14 protein-coding genes and 1 riboswitch are annotated in these 17,330 nt (G+C 47.9%); of the genes, 2 read left to right on the top strand and 12 right to left on the bottom strand.

Annotated elements, in window-relative coordinates:
* Positions 1-64 precede the first annotated feature (64 nt).
* From I6E49_RS12870 to I6E49_RS12820, 11 genes are all read right to left on the bottom strand, one after another.
* Positions 65-529 (bottom strand): RNase H family protein, encoded by a 465-nt coding sequence (locus I6E49_RS12870; protein ID WP_235402835.1) that lies wholly within the window; start codon positions 527-529, stop codon positions 65-67.
* A 9-nt stretch (positions 530-538) separates the two neighbouring features.
* Entirely contained in the window at positions 539-2,356 is a 1,818-nt protein-coding gene (argS, locus tag I6E49_RS12865; RefSeq protein ID WP_235402834.1) for an arginine--tRNA ligase, read from the bottom strand.
* Positions 2,357-2,467: 111 nt separating this feature from the next.
* Positions 2,468-3,616, bottom strand: coding sequence for a PKD domain-containing protein (locus tag I6E49_RS12860; protein ID WP_235402831.1), 1,149 nt, complete (start codon positions 3,614-3,616; stop codon positions 2,468-2,470).
* A 52-nt stretch (positions 3,617-3,668) separates the two neighbouring features.
* Positions 3,669-4,829, bottom strand: coding sequence for a YncE family protein (locus I6E49_RS12855; protein ID WP_235402829.1), 1,161 nt, complete (start codon positions 4,827-4,829; stop codon positions 3,669-3,671).
* Positions 4,830-4,860: 31 nt separating this feature from the next.
* On the bottom strand, positions 4,861-5,106 hold the full coding sequence (locus tag I6E49_RS12850) for a hypothetical protein (RefSeq protein WP_235402828.1): 246 nt from the start codon (positions 5,104-5,106) through the stop codon (positions 4,861-4,863).
* A complete protein-coding gene (locus I6E49_RS12845; protein ID WP_235402826.1) occupies positions 5,087-5,572 on the bottom strand; it encodes a DUF3990 domain-containing protein in 486 nt (161 codons plus the stop codon). Before I6E49_RS12845 ends, I6E49_RS12850 begins: the two co-directional genes overlap by 20 nt.
* The gene (locus I6E49_RS12840) at positions 5,566-5,826 is read right to left on the bottom strand and encodes a DUF3791 domain-containing protein (RefSeq protein ID WP_235402824.1); all 261 of its coding nucleotides are present in this window, start codon (positions 5,824-5,826) and stop codon (positions 5,566-5,568) included. The genes I6E49_RS12845 and I6E49_RS12840 overlap by 7 nt, the downstream gene beginning before the upstream one ends.
* A gap of 124 nt (positions 5,827-5,950) precedes the next feature.
* Complete coding sequence (locus tag I6E49_RS12835; RefSeq protein ID WP_235402823.1) at positions 5,951-7,861, bottom strand: TonB-dependent receptor; 1,911 nt, start codon at positions 7,859-7,861, stop codon at positions 5,951-5,953.
* A 101-nt stretch (positions 7,862-7,962) separates the two neighbouring features.
* Complete coding sequence (locus I6E49_RS12830; RefSeq protein WP_235402818.1) at positions 7,963-10,107, bottom strand: DUF5074 domain-containing protein; 2,145 nt, start codon at positions 10,105-10,107, stop codon at positions 7,963-7,965.
* A 117-nt stretch (positions 10,108-10,224) separates the two neighbouring features.
* A riboswitch (cobalamin riboswitch) is annotated at positions 10,225-10,461 on the bottom strand.
* 647 nt (positions 10,462-11,108) lie between these two features.
* Entirely contained in the window at positions 11,109-11,246 is a 138-nt protein-coding gene (locus I6E49_RS12825) for a hypothetical protein (protein WP_235402817.1), read from the bottom strand.
* Between the two features lie 222 nt (positions 11,247-11,468).
* Positions 11,469-12,806 carry an ATP-binding protein gene (locus tag I6E49_RS12820; RefSeq protein WP_235402814.1) on the bottom strand — a complete coding sequence of 446 codons (1,338 nt, stop codon included), beginning with the start codon at positions 12,804-12,806 and terminating at the stop codon, positions 11,469-11,471.
* 281 nt (positions 12,807-13,087) lie between these two features.
* On the opposite strand from I6E49_RS12820, the gene I6E49_RS12815 reads away from it, so the two are divergent.
* Positions 13,088-14,071 (top strand): TerC family protein, encoded by a 984-nt coding sequence (locus tag I6E49_RS12815; RefSeq protein WP_235402813.1) that lies wholly within the window; start codon positions 13,088-13,090, stop codon positions 14,069-14,071.
* On the opposite strand, the gene I6E49_RS12810 is transcribed toward I6E49_RS12815, so the two are convergent.
* Positions 14,064-15,368: an ATP-binding protein gene (locus I6E49_RS12810; protein ID WP_235402811.1), complete on the bottom strand. Its 1,305-nt coding sequence runs from the start codon at positions 15,366-15,368 to the stop codon at positions 14,064-14,066. The two genes, I6E49_RS12815 and I6E49_RS12810, sit on opposite strands and share 8 nt — an antisense overlap.
* Positions 15,369-15,702: 334 nt before the next feature.
* On the opposite strand from I6E49_RS12810, the gene I6E49_RS12805 reads away from it, so the two are divergent.
* Entirely contained in the window at positions 15,703-17,220 is a 1,518-nt protein-coding gene (locus I6E49_RS12805; protein WP_235402809.1) for a GH3 auxin-responsive promoter family protein, read from the top strand.
* The last annotated feature ends 110 nt before the right edge of the window (positions 17,221-17,330 follow it).

Genomic DNA, 17,330 nt, shown 5'->3' with positions numbered 1-17,330 from the left:
AGTTTGCCCAGCATACCGCTCCCCTCCCTACGGGGGAGGGGCAGGGGGTGGGGCTTTTTCCTTATTACTTCCTACCGAAATCGGCAGGCACTTCGCCCCACTTGCGCGTCTCCCACTTCACCAGATAGTTCTTTATCTGATGCGTGCGGAGCCATGTCTCGGCGCGGGCGATTATCTGATAGAGTGGTTCGGTTTGCGGAGTGCGCTCCAGTTTGGTCTTGCACTGTCGCTTCTGAACCCACAATATTGCGTTGTGCGAGTCGGAATAGATGGTTTTGCCCGTAATGCCTTGGCGGTCGAGCAATGCAAGCGCGTGTACAATGGCGAGAAATTCGCCTATGTTGTTGGTGCCGTGCATCGGACCGAAGTGGAACACCTGCGCTCCGGTGGCAAGGTCGATGGCCTGATATTCCATCGGACCCGGATTGCCGGAGCACGCTGCGTCCACCGCCCAGGCGTTGGCCGTCACCTCCATGGGCAGCGGCAACACCGTGTCGTGGCGGTAGTCGGGAGGATTGAGTGTGTCCATAAGGCTACATTACATGCGCTCAGGCACCTCAATACCCAGCAATGCCATGCCGTTCTTCAGCGTCTTGCCAACGTTCTGAGCCAGTACCAGACGTACTATCTTCTCGTCATCGGTGTCGGCACCCAGGATTGAGTAGTCGTGATAGAACTGGTTGAATGCCTTGGTCAGCTCGTAGCAATAGTTGGCAATGCCGCTCGGTGAGTAGTCCTTGCCAGCCTGCTCTACGGCAGCGCCAAACTCGTTGAGCTTCTGTATTAGCTCTATCTCCTTCTCGTTGAGAGGCATGTTCTCGCCCAGCTGTGCCGGAATGGCGATGCCCTCAGCCTGAGCCTTGCGCAGGATTGAACGTATACGGGCGTATGTGTACTGAATGAACGGACCTGTGTTGCCGTTGAAGTCGATTGACTCTTCAGGATTGAACAGCATGTTCTTGCGTGCGTCTACCTTCAGGATGAAGTACTTCAGCGCACCCAGACCTACGATGCGGGCAATCTCGTTGCGCTCCTCTTCGGTCATATCCTTAAACTTGCCCAGCTCCTCGCTTGTCTGCTTGGCGTCGCCAATCATTGCTGCAATGAGGTCGTCGGCGTCAACTACGGTTCCCTCGCGGCTCTTCATCTTGCCGTTGGGCAGCTCAACCATTCCGTAAGAGAAGTGTACAAGCTCCTTGCCCCACTTGAATCCGAGACGGTCGAGGAGTATAGAGAGCACCTGGAAGTGATAGTTCTGCTCGTTGCCAACGACGTATATCATCTTGTCGATGGGGAAGTCGTTGAAGCGCATTTCGGCTGTTCCGATGTCCTGAGTCATGTATACGCTGGTGCCGTCAGAACGCAGCAACAGCTTCTGGTCGAGTCCTTCGCCGGTGAGGTCGGCCCAAACAGAGTTGTCGTCCTTGCGGAAGAAGAGTCCCTTGGCAAGTCCTTCCTCCACCTTCTTCTTACCAACGAGATAGGTGTTCGACTCGTAGTATATCTTGTCGAAGCCTACGCCGAGAGCCTTGTAGGTCTCGTCGAATCCGGCGTAAACCCAGTCGTTCATCTTCTTCCACAATGCGCGAACCTCAGGATCGTTCTGCTCCCACTTAACGAGCATCTCGTGAGCCTCCTTGATGAGCGGCGATTCTTCCTTAGCTTTCTTCTCGGCAGCTTCCTCGTCCATTCCTTCAGCCATGTACTGAGCCTTCAGAGTCTTCACTTCCTCGCGATAGTGCTTGTCGAAGGCTACGTAGTAGTCGCCGATAAGGTGGTCGCCCTTCTTGCCGGAAGTCTCAGGTGTCTCGCCGTTGCCGTACTTCAGCCATGCGAGCATCGACTTGCAGATGTGTATACCACGGTCGTTTACGATGTTGGTCTTCACCACCTTGTTGCCGTTAGCCTCCATAATCTGTGCCAACGACCATCCGAGCAGGTTGTTACGAACGTGTCCGAGGTGGAGCGGCTTGTTGGTGTTGGGCGATGAATATTCAATCATCACGAGCGGAGAGTTCTCAGTTACGGGCTTCTCGCCGAACTTCTCGTTGGCGTTCATCTCGTTGAGCAGTCCGAGCCAAGCCTTCTTGTCAATGACGAGATTGAGGAATCCCTTCACAACATTGTAGTCGGCGATGGCCTGGCAGTTGTCCTTGATATACTTGCCGAGGTCCTGTGCTGTGTCCTCAGGCTTCTTGTGCGAAATCTTGAGGAATGGGAACACTACGAGAGTGAGGTTGCCCTCAAACTCGCTTCTGGTCTTCTGCAGCTGCACCATCTTCTCAGGCACGTCCTGACCGTAAAGTTCTTTCACCGCAGCTATTGCGGTAGCGACGATTTGCTGTTCTATTGTCATGATTTTATTCTGTTTTTATTCAATTATAAATAATGTGCGGGCGTTTTGTTTGCAAAGTTACGCTTTTTCTTTGACATGACTCTTGTGTAAGAGTATGATTTTAGCACACAATCACTTTACAACAACCTTTCGCACGCTTCCGTCGGAGTATCTTACGATGTTGATACCGCGTTCGGGCTTCAGCAGTCGTCGGCCGTCGATGCTCATGCGCATGGTCTCGCGCGCAGCGTTGGCGCTTGTGCCTGCAATGCCGGTGGGACGCTGTCGCGGAGTGATGATGATGGGGTTGTCGTCGTAGCCCTCCGTGAGGTGCAGATTGGTGATGCGTCCCACCTCGGTTGATGTCTCGCCCGTCCATCCACACTGCTGTAGCACGCCGGACTGAATGCGTATGAAGTCGGCATGGTCAAGATGCTTGGGATTGCCGTCACTGTCTACCGCCCAGTCGAGGTCGAATGTGGTGTACACATCGTCACTGTTGGGGGCTGCATCAACATATCCGTATGAGTCGGCTGCATAACGATAGCTCACCCAATTTTGCGGATTATCGGGGCCGGAACCGTCACCACCGTAGTTGACAGCATTGTCGGGCAGTCGAGCTCCACGAAATGTTATCTGGTCGTTCTCTTCCCATGCGGGCCAGTACGACTGTTTGTGAAATTGATTCTTTGGTTGCCAGCCTTCTGCAGTCTGCTTGCTGCCGTCGGGATTGGTCCACGATGCAGTCCAACGGATGTAGTTGTCGATGGTGATATGTGGCGTTGTGCTTTCGCCAGCTTCTACAGTCGGCTTGTAATAGGTTATCTCGAAACGGTGCATCTCGGTGGTATAGTATTCCGAACCAGCCAGTTCGTACCACTCAGCCGTCTCGGGTGACGAGCCTACTCCAACGTACACGATGCCCGGTTCAATCGAACCTCCTATTGTGGCATCGCCATACTTGGGGTCGTTTAAAGAATAAAAAGCATTGCCAAGGATGCGTATGTCAGAGCCTTTGCCGTTCTTTATTGGTTGGTCGAGAGCCACGGTGATGTAGCCTCCGGCTGCGCCGAGACACACGAGGTAGCCATCCTCCAACTGTTGTTCGCATGCCTTCAGTCGCTCTTCTGCCGACATTGTGTTGTTGATTTCGGGGAGTATATTGGTAAACTGACCCGGTGCGGGGCAATATTCGAGCACCTTAACTGTCTGTTTGGCTTGCGCCGATGCCGTCACTACAACCATAATGAGTGCGGCAAGAAGTATTGTCAATCGTTTCATATTCTGTTTTTACATTGCTAATATCCTGTATTTATATTGCTAACATATTGCTTTACATTGCTATTATTCTGCCCGGATTGACTCCGCGCAGCAAATATCGTTTGAGTTGCACGCCCTGGCGGTCGAACTCATAGACATATCCGTTGGTGGCATACGACCGTGCGTCGCTGACATACATGTGGCCCGACAGTGGCGAAATGTATATAGCGTAGGGCGACTGCATGTTCATTATCGTCTCATTGGCAGCGTTGTAGTCGGCAAGTCCTTCGCTGGCTTCGAGCGAGGGCAGGCTTATGGTGTGCGCCGAATAGGTGTATGTGCTGGTGATGTATGAGTAGCTGGAACCTATCATGTAGAACCTATTGTGATAAGCGCAGTTGTATGTGGCTGGAAAATCGTACACGCGAAACTCGTCGTTAGCCATGTTGAGCACGATGCAATGGGGCGGAATGTGGTACATATCGCCTGCCGAATTGATGCAGATGTACTGTCCCGACTGCGACATTGTGCCGTATAGATTCTTGCATCCGGTGTCGATGCGACGTAGTTCGCGCATGGTCGGTGCGTCAACCACACTTACTGTCTGCTCGTAGCCGTGGTCTTTGGTCTGCGTGCTGTATCCTCCCGTATTGGCAATGTACAGACGGCCGTCGTAGTAGGCGATGCCCTCAGGCTCGTAGCCCACATGACAGGTGTCTACTATATGCTTTGTGCGCAGGTCGATTTTAGCCACATAGCCCTTGTCGGCATACGATGTTACGTAGAGAAATCCCTTGCCGTCGGTAGCCAAACGGCGGTTGTTGGGGATGTTTTCGGTAGCGGCTATCGCCGTGCCGTCAGGTCTGATATACTGTATTATGTTCGACCAGTTGACGCTTATGGCTATCAACGTGTCGTTAATGTGCAGTATGTCGTTGCCGGTGTCGCCCAGATGTCGTCCCGGATTCTGCTGTTGGAACCATCGGTTGGTCAATACTCCGTGGTCAATCAGCGACAACGACGAGTTGTCCATGCCCCACAATCCCTCGCACAGAACAATAAGGCGGTCGGAATCGGTGGTAGGCTCATCGGGTGTGGGATAGTCGGCAGGCTGTAATGAGCACGAAGCAAGGAGCAGGAGTGTCATTAATGTACACAAAAAGCCTGCTATGCCACAATCCGTAGATGTCGTGCGCGACATGCTTTTGTGGCGTAGTGTATTCAATATAGTCATAAGTATAATACGTAGCTGTTAGCCAAGTAGATTATCTGCCTTGGCACTCCAACATAAATTCATCGGCAATATACAGATTGCCATAAAGATAAAGTCCGGTCTTACGGTTGTGCAAGTCGGCGCAAGTCTGGCTGCGATAGAAGAGGTCGAGAGCACGGGCTGGCGAGACGTTCAGCCTTTTGGACAGCTCGTAAGCCACGCCTCCTATCTGATGACTGAGTATCATTTCTTGAATTTCAGGCGACTTCATCCGCTTCTCAAATTCTTTCTGATCCATAAAAATGCAAGTATTTATCAGTTAGACTTTGATTTAAGAGACATATTTGGTTGTTAGGTTTATAGAAAGCCAACTGCTGCAACGCCGTTGCTGAATCGATAAGCCCTTGTATATAAAGATTCACCGTGTCAATAACACGGTCGTTTGCTATACCGCCTTCTATATAATCGTACTCGGCTGCAACGTTTTCGCCACGTCGGTTTGCCACAATAAAGTCAAGCCAATCAGCATTATAAGAAGTGAAAATCTTGCATCTGCCCTCCGATAAAATCTGTTCACGGTCGAGATGATATATATTCAGAACTGGTTCTGTATCGCGTTTGCCAGCTATAGCTTTCGCCCAACGTTCAGCCTGTTCCTTTATATCAGTCACATAAAAACCCTGTCCGAAGTCCAACCTCGGACGACCGAAAGCACATACGGGTGCATCTACTGTTTGGGTGGAGCCATGATATACTGTCAGCATTTTGTGTCCCTTTCCTTATTCTCTATATATTCCATAACGTCGTCAATGACATATTCGCGACTTTCAGTATGCAGTGTGTCGTAATATGGAATAATGTAATTCTCTATAGCCCCTGCTTTGCTCATTCTTTCATACACCTCGTAGTAGGGCTTGCCCGTTTTTCGTGCAATACCTTCTACGCAAGATGCAGCAAAAGCCAGCTTCAGCTCATCAAGTGGCAAACGTATTTGTTTCTCAAGTACTCGTTTTTCCATATTCATTGTTGTTTTGACTGATATGTTTTTGCAAACGCTGCTATGGTGAATTATAGAATCTTTATGAGTGCGAATATAGTCAAAAAAGATGTATTTTCAAAATTTTTTCACTGTCAATCTTCTTCTATATCTTCCACTGCAGAGTGAATTTCCAGTTGCGACCGGGCATAGGGTAGCGCTTCACTACTTCGTGTTGCGAGTCGGTCAGGTTGTTGCACTCTATGGTGGCTTGTACGTTGTGCTTGCCAATGTGGAACTGCTTGTTGAGTTTCAGGTCGACAGTATACCAGTCGCCGAGCATATCCTCACGATTGTTGGATATCAATGCGAAGCGATCGCCAGTGTATAACCACGACGTACAGAGCGAGTAGCCGTCGTATCCGAAGTCGAGTATGAGCGAAGCGGAGTGTAACGGCGAGTAAGGTATGGTGTTCTTGTACTCCGGATCGGCTGGCGACGAGTAGTCACGGTCGCGCTGACAGGTGTAGTTGGCGTTGGTTGAGAGCGAGAATTTGCCCCACTGGCGGTCGTAACCGGCTGTAGCGCTCAGTCCCAACGACTTAACCAATCCGAAATTGACCATCGACCAGCGGAACTGGCACTTCATCGGGATAGCCACAATCTTGTCTTCGATGCGGTTGTAGTACATGTCGAGGGCGAGGTGCAGATACTTGTCCTTATAGTCTACGCCCATATCCCATTGCGAGGTGTACTCCGGTCGAAGCTGCACATTGCCCACCAGCGTATAGTAGAGGTCGTTGAGCGTAGGCGCACGGAATATGCGCTTGTGGAAAGCACGCACTGTCCATGGTCCGCCGTGCCATGACGCCAGATACATAGGAGCCAGACGGCTCAATGGCGAGGCAGCCGAACGCGTGTGGTCGGATATGTGTGTGTAGAGAAGAGCCACGTTTGCCTCGAAGCCCCGATAAGAAGCTATTGCCGACAGCAGCGACTTTGAGTCAATGCGATATACGTAATCAAACTTATACACGTCGGCATTGAGGTCGGTCCAGCGCAGGTCGGTGCTTGCCGTGAGCGACAAGTAGCGTGTGTTCCAAGCTCCGGCTATGGAACCGTAGACGTCCTGCTGGGTGTAGTGATTGTCGCAGAACATAGTAGAAGCGTTGGTATTGGGGTCTTGCAGATAGTGCAGATAGTCGAAGGCATACTTGATGTTAGCCTTCAGTCCGAAGTGTTCCCAAGCGTGTTTGTATGACGACTGCACGAAGAAGTTCTGGTCCCACTGGCGGTCGGTAGAATCCCACTGGTCGGAAAGTCGTCGGATGACGGGTCCGGGGAGTCCGCGCTCAGAGTTGTAGTAGTACACGTGTGTGGAAAGTCCGCGATAGAATCCGGCAGCTTCGACACGATAGAATGTTATGTCGGAGTTGTTGCGACGGCCCACCGTGTCCTCCTGCTCCGAGCGGAAGCGGAAACCGTAGTTGCCTTTGGTGTGCTGATATTCGGCATCGACAAACATCAGGTTCTTCAACGAGAAATAACCCTTCACCTTGTTCAGTCCGAACGAGCCGCATCCATACTCCAGCGAGTATGCAGTCTCAGTAGGACGTCGGGTCTGCATATATACCGTTGCAGCCGAGGCATACTCCGATGCCGACTGCAGGCGTTCGTTGCGGTTGGCGTTGTAGAGCGATACCGACTCCATATTGCTCAACGAGTAGCGTCCGAGGTCAATCTGTCCGTTCTGCGCATTGTTGATGCGTATGCCGTCGAGATACACTCCCACGTGCTGCGAACCTAATGAACGCACGTTGACAGTCTTCAGTCCGCCCAGTCCGCCGTAGTCCTTTATCTGCACGCCCGAGAAATACTTCAAGGCATCGGCAACGCTGGTTGTGGACAGATTCTGCAGCATTGCCCCCTGCAATGTCTGCGACGGTGTGAGATAATGAGGGCGCACGCCTACCACAGCCACATCCCGCAGGGTGTGGATGGAGTCGAGTCGCGAGGTCTGAGCCATCGACTGCATGCCCAGCAACAGCATTATAAGTAGTATATTGAATTTGTACATCGGTGCAAAGTTACTCAAAAAAAAGCAAAAAGGCGGCAGTACGCTCTCGCGCTCTGACCGCCTCATGTCTAACCTAATTATCTTGGATTGGATAAAAACTATTATTTCACAATCACCTTCTTCACCGTTCCGTCAGAGTACTTCACGATGTTGATGCCTCGCTGAGGCTGGTTGATGCGCTTGCCGTCGATAGTGAAGCGTGCAATCTCACGAATGTCAGCAGAGGTCTGGGTGCCGGTGATGCCAGTAGCCTGAGTTACTGTTACGTTGACAGTAGCTGTAGTGCTGATGCCGTTAGAGCAGAAGTTAAGCGTAACTGTTGTATTGCCAGCCTTAACACCCGTAACGACGAGCTTGCCGTTCTTAACGGTTGCTGTTGCAACATTGTTGTCTGCTACGCTCTTTACTGTCTTTACGATAGCAGCCTGGAAGTTGTCGGCATCGCTGCAAACCTTAGCAAGGTCAACCTTAACTTCCTTGTTCTCCTCGACATTTACAGCTTCTATTTTGCCTGCAATCGGGTCTTCTACGTCGGGGAAGACAAACATGCCAGGGAACCAGTAGTTTTTCTGTGTGAGTTCGTACTCATTGAGCTGCGTGCCCTTGTTGTCGTAGATGCGCACAGCGTAGTCCTGAGATCCCCAATCCTTAAACAGACTAACATACAGATTGTCGGTCACGGGGTCGACACGCAAGTTGCTTGCGCTGTACATCTTCCATTTGTCAGCATCGTTAGTGGTGAGGTCTACAACCTTAGCAAACTCATTGTTGTCGATGTCGTACTTAAACACCTTTAATATGTTCCAAGTGACAGATGTCCAATAGATAACGTTGTTCTGCATACTTGCGCACAATCCGTCCGGACACCAAGCGCCATTCGAGTTGGCAGGAACATTTATACCCTTAGGCAAGCTGATAGTTTCAAGCTTATTGGTCTCGGTATTAACACGGCTAATGCCCTTGTCGGTGCTCACCCACAGCTGTCCGTCCTTCGACATAGTGATAGAATAGACATTAGCAGAGGAGATTGTAGCAACGATGCGGTCGGTATTGCAGTCGATAATGCGGAGACTCTTGCCATACTCTGTAGCGTATACGTAATCGCCAAGGCGCACCATATTGCCACACTCTCCGAGTTTGGCGTCGCCACCATCAGCGTTTTTCACGGCAGCACCTACAGTCAGTTCGTCGAGATCAAGAGTGTATATACCTCCTGCAGTACTTACATAAGCCTTGTGTTCATCAACACCGCAGAACGAACGTCCATCCTTTCCATCGATATCCTTTATCTGCTTGATTACGCGTGTAGAGTTTGCGTCGCATACAGAGATACGTCCGTAACCACCATCCTGCTTTGAGATGGCATAGAAACGATTGCCGAAGAATGTACCATAACAAGCCGTAACGCCTAAATTCTCTACATGGTCGTAAACGAAAGTGCCGTCCTTAGAGAGGAAGTTAACGGTTGAATTGCGATGCCCATACCAATCTTCGTTCACTATATATACACCCTTTGTATAGTCTACTGTTGCAGGCAGATACTTGATATTACCATCATATTCGTTAGGCTCGCCACCTGATAAAAAAATCCAAGCATCCACGCAACCATCGGTTAGTACACGACCCGATGCTCCAGTACTAGACCAGCCCAAAGCATCTTCTGCCTTGTCAGCCACATTATAACTCCAGAAGCCTTTATTCCACCCCGAATTCCATGCATCGTTGGTGATATCGGTGGCACTGCAATTGTCAAATACGTATGAACTTACATATACAATGCCATTACGCGGATAAACCTCGTTGTTTTTAGGAGTGGTAACGATGATATTGCGATTGCCATCAATGTCATAGCCAAAGCCACCAAAGGTAGTACCAAAGGAAGTACCAGATAGGGCAAGTACATAGAATGCCGGGTCGGCTTTTGCCACGGCACGTACAAGGTCTTCGCCAGTTTTCTTTTCAGACGATTTCCAACGATAGCCCCAAACGAGAGTCTTGCCATCGTTCTGTCCGTCAGCCCACTTTATGGCAAGAGCTGCCTTACAGTCGCCTTCACCAGCCCAACGCTCTATTTTAGAGAAGTCGATGCCAGTTGACGCAACGGCTTTGGCAGCCTTCTGTATGCGCGCAGCTACAGCGGCATTCACCTTGCGTGGTTGTCCCTGAACATTAATGGTTGTGGTTTGTGCAAGTACAGACACGCTGATGCACAAAACCAACACAATAGAAGTAAAGATTTTCTTCATACGCTTATTGATATAATTAAAGTATATGCCCATAGCATCACGCCATGAACTATGTAAACATTCTTTTCCAGTGATGTTAGTCTGTCGTTCGTGCCCAATCCACGGGGCATCATGAACAACCTTACGGCAAATACGGCAGGTCTTCTGACTTACCGCCCAGACGCGAACGCCTTCCCGAGAATTCAACATTCAACACTTAACATTCGACATTGAAAAAAGTCTCAGTGGCATCGTTGTTCGCGCCCGATATAAGGGCGGCTCACAGCTGCGGGACAGTCGGGGACTCTCACCCCATTCCCTTTTAATCGTCTCCTTCAATAATAAGAGAGGCGAACCGTTGCGGTTGCAAAATTATATAAAAATCCTGAATTACAACTCTACTTGCATTTTTTTTGCAATATACATCTGCGAATATCGCATAATGCATCGGCTGAGTAGACAATATTTGCATTTTTCATCGCTCAAAACTGCGAGTTGAACGCACAAAGAAATCTTTTGCTCGAAATTCGTGAGTTTTGCGCGTGCAGCGTTATGCTGTTTGTACACAATAAGTTAGGCTGGTGTGCGCTGGATTGTGCAAGTTTGGCAATCGCAAAAGGGCTCCTTTTATATTGCAAAAGGAGTCCTTTTGCTATGCAATTAAGCCTCCGTTGCATTGCAATTGTACTAATATTGCATACTAAAAAGCCCCCTTTTGCATTGCAATGGGGGCTGAATGGATGAAATATATGGTTGCGGACGCTATAAAAACGAATGAATTCGCCTGACGAATTCTCCAGAATCATTTTTTTGTTTGTAACACTTTTTTACTGCCTGGACAATATTTCGCGAAGCGAATTTTGAATTTTGAGTTTTGAATTTTGAGTTGTTCTCGGCTACGCCTGCGATTTTGAATTGTACAATTTTGAAATGGTTGCCTGCGGCAATTTTGAATTTCGAGTTTTGAATTTTGAATTGTTCTCGGCTACGCCTGCGATTTTGAATTGTACAATTTTGAGTTGTTATAAGCGAGGACGGGCTGAAAGCCCAAAAAGCACATAGCCCAAGGCAGCGCCTTGGGTGTACGGATTGAAAATAGCAAAACGCCCTGCAAGGGCAAAAGCATTGATAATTAACGCTTTTGCCCCTACAGGGCGCATTGGTATTTGCGATACTTTTACCCAGGGCGGTGCCCTGGGCTATGGGCTTCTGCCCCTTCGGGGCGTGCTGCTTTGACTTTTGACACATCCTCAGCAATCAATGATTGCAAACTCTATTCTTAGTAATGATGATTTGTACTCGACTTGGTACTGCGGAGTCCGGAGACCTCCGCTACTTATATGTTCATAATTGAATCACTCCAAATTCCGGATGAACCTATATTATAGAAATTGAGTCAAATACACGGGTAAGAACAGGGTTTGTTCGTCTTTTTGTAAATCTTTTGTGTATATGATATAACGTTGCAGTATTCTATTTGAAAACTTTTGGCAGAAAGCATCGAGTGATGTATGTCGTTTATATCCCGATGATTTTACTTCTATTGGGCAAATCTTGTTGCCTCGTGATAGAAGAAAATCAATCTCGTAGTTATGCTTTCCCGTTTCTGTAGGGAAAGTATAGTAGAAGAGTCGGTTGCCCGTTGCTGTCAACATTTGTGCCACCATATTTTCGTACACATATCCAAGGTTGGTATCCAATTTGTCGCTCATCAATTTCTGATATATAATGTTTTCGGTGAAGTCCTTGTCTTTGAAGGCTAATGTTATGAACAATCCCGTATCTCCAATATACATTTTATATTTGTTAAGGTTCATAACCAATGACATACCCACACCAGGGTCGTTAGCGTGATATGCCATGTTTATGGTCATAGATTCGCGAAGCTCTGATATTAGTTGAAGTACTTTTTCAGAATCGGTATTGTTGCCTATAGCACTTGCAACTTGGTATCGAGAGGCGTTGCTGTTGAGCTGGGCTGGGATTGCATCGAAAAGCATAGATAGTCTGCCTGAAGAGTCTATTTTGTAGAAGTCGTCTTCATAGAGTTGTATGATATTGCGTTTCACTCTATCTACTTCCATTAGATTGTTTGTATCTATATATGTGTCTACAGCTTGTGGCATTCCTCCGACAACCATGTATATTCTGAAGTCTCTCATTAGCTTTCGGGTGACGGCATCGCCTATTGATAGTTTTTTGTCAAAGAGCATTCTCTGCTGTGGAATAGCAGTATTGTCGCCTAATGCCCATTTGAATTCCTCGTAGTCCATAGGGTATAGGAATAGTTTTTCTTCTTCGCTTGGAATGAGTATGTCTTTCACTTTCTTTTTGATAGAAATCAGTGAACCTGTCTCTATATAGTCATATCGTCCATCAGCTACAAGATGTTTGATAGCTTGTCGGGCTTTCGGGCATTTCTGTACTTCGTCAAAAATAACCAATGACTTACGCTCTTTGAGCGACACTCCAAGTCGGAATTGTAGTTGCAAGAAGAAGTAATCCAGATCGTCGATATGATTGAAGAGTTCTAATACGTCATCTCTAACGATTGAAAAATCAATCATGACATACGATTCGTATTCGTTCTCAGCAAACTGTTTTGTCAGGGTTGATTTGCCAACACGTCGGGCACCCTCTATCAAGACTGCTGTTTTTCCGTGTCGGTTGTTTTTCCATTCAAGCAACTTGTCGTATAGTTTTCTTTTGAATATCCTCATAATCTTTATTGTTTTGATGACTTTACTGATGCGAATTTACTCAAAAATATGGTTTCCTCAAAATCTTTTCATGCAAAATCCCGAAGATTCTCAAAATCTTTTCATGTAAAATCCCGAAGATTCTCAAAATCTTTTATCTTTTCACTCGTTCTGACAGTATTGTTTGATATGCAAATTTAATCAAAAATATGGTTACTAAAGATAAAAGATTTTGAGAAGAACGTAATTTTGATTAATTTCGCACCCCCAAAATATTACAAATTGAAAGACAAATAGAACAAATGTTGACAACAGAATTACTTTTCTTGGTTGGCTTTGTGGTGTTCATAGCAGCCATATTGGTATTGGACATGCTGGTGATTGACCGCAAGGCGCACGTTGTATCCATCAAGGAAGCCGGAACATGGACGGCAGTATGGATAGGATTGGCACTCGTATTTGCCATATTCCTGTATTTCCATGGCGACATGGTGCATGGCATACAGAACTTCAACGACCTACAGGCGGTTTCGACACGCTATGCTTCGCATCTGAAGCTCAATCCCGACGACTTTGAGGCGAGTCTGCAGCAGTATCGCCACTACATGACCATATCGTATATATCGGGCTATCTGATAGAGAAGACGCTGTCGGTAGACAACCTCTTCGTGATGATGATGATATTCGCATCGTTCGGTATCGACAAGAAGGAGTATCAGCATGCGCTCAACTGGGGCATTCTGGGAGCTATCGTGCTGCGCTTCGTCTTCATCTTTGCAGGTGCAGCCCTCATCAGCCGCTTCGAATGGATATTGCTCGTGTTCGGTGTTTTCCTGCTGTACAGCGGCGTGAAGATGTTCTTGGACCGCAACAAGAAGGAGGAGATAAACGCCATGAACCATCCCGTGGTGCGATTTCTCAACAAGCACTTCCACCTTACTCCGCTTGTGCTCACCGTAATCTTCATCGAGTTCTGCGACCTGATATTCGCATTCGACAGCATCCCTGCCGTCTTCTCTGTGACGCTCGACCCCTACGTAGTGTTCTTCTCCAACATCTTCGCCATTCTCGGATTGCGTGCCCTCTTCTTCCTGCTGGCTGCCATAGCCGACAAGTTCCGCTATCTGAAGGTAGGCGTGAGCGTGTTGCTGGTGTTCATCGGTGTGAAGATGCTCATACACAAATATATCGAGATTGGAGCCATCAGCTCGCTCGTATTCATACTCCTGGTGCTGGCAGTAAGTATATGTGCTTCGATATTCATAGCACCGGCAAAGGCTAAATAGTTGACAATGCAAACAACATATATAAGGGAATATCGATAATGCCTTCTTCCTCGTTCTTGTTATATGGCAGCAGACTTGTGCGCAAAGACCATTTTGGCATATACTTCTGTCTGTAGACCTTAAGACTTTTGGCATTCATCGTTATTCCTGCCTTACATTCTAAGGGATACACCTCCATACCGTCAGAGACAAGAAAGTCTACCTCGGCTGATGATGATGAGGTCCAGTAGAAATTAGTTTGAAGACGCTTAAACAATTGCAGCTCTTGACAAACATATTGTTCGGTCAACGCACCCTTGAATTCTTCAAATATCTTACTGCCTTCGAGTATCACCTTAGGCGAAACTCCACTCAAGCACCTCAACAAACCTACATCCAGCAGAAAAACCTTGAAGCTTTTCAGGTCGGCATAGACTTTGAGCGGAACGTCAGGCTTACTGATATTGTATGTACGTATAATCTCACCGGCATCGCTAAGCCACATCAGAGAGTCTTCATACTCTCTTGCTCGGGCACCATCGCGAACAAGACCATAAACAAACTTCTTGTTTTCCTTTGCAAGTTGCGAGGGAATACTATCCCACACATACCTTATCTTTTCAATCATTTGCCGTGGAGCGTGTTTGGAAAAGTCGTTCTCGTAAGCTGCCAATAATTGTTTCTGCACATCATCAACCTCGAAGAAGTCGTGAGTGTCCAACCACTTCAGCACAGCAGACGGCATACCTCCGATAACGAAGTATTTCTTTAGATAATCCGTAAGCTTTTCGGTGAATGCAGCAAGGTCGCGATGTCCGTCATTCAAGATATAATCCAGCAGCATTTCTTCTCCATTGGCAAGCAAGAACTCGCGAAAAGAAAGGGGATACAGGTCGAGAAATTCCACCTTTCCGACTGGAAACGATGTGCCCTCGTGCAACGCCACTCCCAACAACGAACCAGCACAGCATATTGCATACTCAGGTGCTTCTTCGGCGAAGTACTTTAATGAGGTTAGGGCACGTGGCATCTCCTGCACCTCGTCAAATATAAGCAGAGTATCTGCTGGCTGTATTTTTTTTCCTGAATAAACCGACAACTGTTCGATAATGCGTTGTGGCGACAGCGTACCTTCGAATATAGCACCTAACACATCTTTCTGCTCAAAGTTGATATAGCAGACATCCTTAAAGAATTTCTTGCCGAAATCTTTAAGCAACCACGTCTTTCCTACCTGTCTTGCACCTCTTAAGATAAGTGGTTTACGGTCGGATTTATTCTTCCATTTATGTAATTCGTCTATCAGTACTCTTTCCATATATGTTCAGTTTTTGCAAATTTACTAATTATCAATGTATTAACAAAGTGTCATCACATTTTCGGGACGACTTTTAACTACTCTTATCACATTTTAGGCACGACTTTTCTTGGTGTTCATCACATTTTCGGGACGACTTTTTGTGGTGTTCATCACATTTTCGGGACGACTTTGCAGAAATGTATGCCAATTCTTGAATACTCTCCCCTTTTACTTTTTTACTCTTTTACTTTTTTACCCTTTTATTACTCTTAAAATAAGTAAAAACCCCACTCCTCTCGCTTGTTTTAGGTAATTTTGCAATTTACAAAAATATAGAAAAAACGAAATACAAATGAGCTTAACAGGCATCATACGCAATGCGTTCATTCCCCGACAGCACAAGCTGGAACGTCATTTCACCGAACCAGAGGCATTGCAGCACGAGGTGTTGCAGCATCTGCTGCATACAGCGGCAGGTACAGAATACGGCCGAAACCACCTTTTCGGCAACACACGCTCGTACGACGACTTCGTGCGCAACGTGCCAGTGAACACATACGAAGAACTCAAGGGCGACATCGACCGCATGCGCCACGGCGAATCGAGCATCTTATGGCCAGGCACCGTTAAATGGTATGCCAAGTCGTCGGGCACTACCAACGACAAGAGTAAGTTTATACCAGTGTCGAGCGAGGGACTGCATCGCATACACTATCAAGGAGGCACCGACGTTGTGGCCCTTTATCTGCAGAACAATCCCAAGAGCCGCATGTTTGACGGCAAAGGACTCATTCTCGGCGGATCGCACTCGCCCAACTACAATCTCTCCGACTCGCTCGTGGGCGACCTCAGCGCCATTCTTATCGAGAACATCAATCCGCTCGTCAACCTCATACGTGTGCCCAAGAAGCAGACAGCGCTGCTCAGCGACTTCGAAGTGAAGCGCGACCGCATAGCCCATGAATGTCTCAACAAGAATGTCACTAACCTTTCGGGCGTTCCGTCGTGGATGCTCAGCGTGCTGGTGCGTGTGCTTGAGATAACGGGCAAGGAGCATATTGATGAGGTCTGGCCCAATCTGGAGGTGTTCTTCCATGGCGGCATTGCCTTCACTCCGTATCGTCCGCAGTATGAGCACATCATCACCAGCGACAAGATGCACTATATGGAGACCTACAACGCATCGGAGGGATTCTTCGGCATACAGAACGACCCTGCCGACAAGTCGATGCTGCTGATGCTCGACTATGGCGTGTTCTACGAATTTCTGCCTATGGACGAGTTTGACAGCGACTCGCCCAACATCGTTCCGCTTGAAGGAGTGGAGATAGGCAAGAACTATGCCATGCTCATCTCTACATCGTGCGGACTGTGGCGTTACATGATTGGCGACACCGTGAAGTTCACGTCAGTACGCCCCTACAAGTTTGTCATCACCGGACGCACCAAGTACTTCATCAATGCCTTCGGCGAGGAGCTTATACAGGACAACGCCGAGAAGGGACTGGCTTACGCCTGCCAGAAGACGGGTGCCGAGGTGAAGGAATACACGGCAGCACCTGTATTTATGGATCAGAACGCCAAGTGCCGCCACCAGTGGCTCATAGAGTTTGCCAAGCAGCCTGCCGATCTTGGTGAGTTTGCCGACATTCTCGACCGCAGTCTGCAGGACATCAACTCCGACTACGAGGCTAAGCGATTCCACGACATCACCCTGCAGCATCTGGAGATAGTAGTGGCACGCCCCGGACAGTTTGACGACTGGTTGCGCTCTAAGGGCAAGCTGGGCGGACAGCACAAGATACCGCGCCTCTCGAACAACCGACAGTATATCGAAGAGATTATGAATACTCCCGCCTCAGGTATTTAAGCGGTCAATACATTCAAATCCTTACATTATTATATATATGAACATATTCAAAAATCTTTTATATAGAACAATCACATCACTCCCCTCCCTACGGGGGAGGGGCAAGGGGG

This window comes from Leyella stercorea (assembly GCF_021531655.1).
This window is presented reverse-complemented; position numbering and strand designations above follow the sequence as displayed.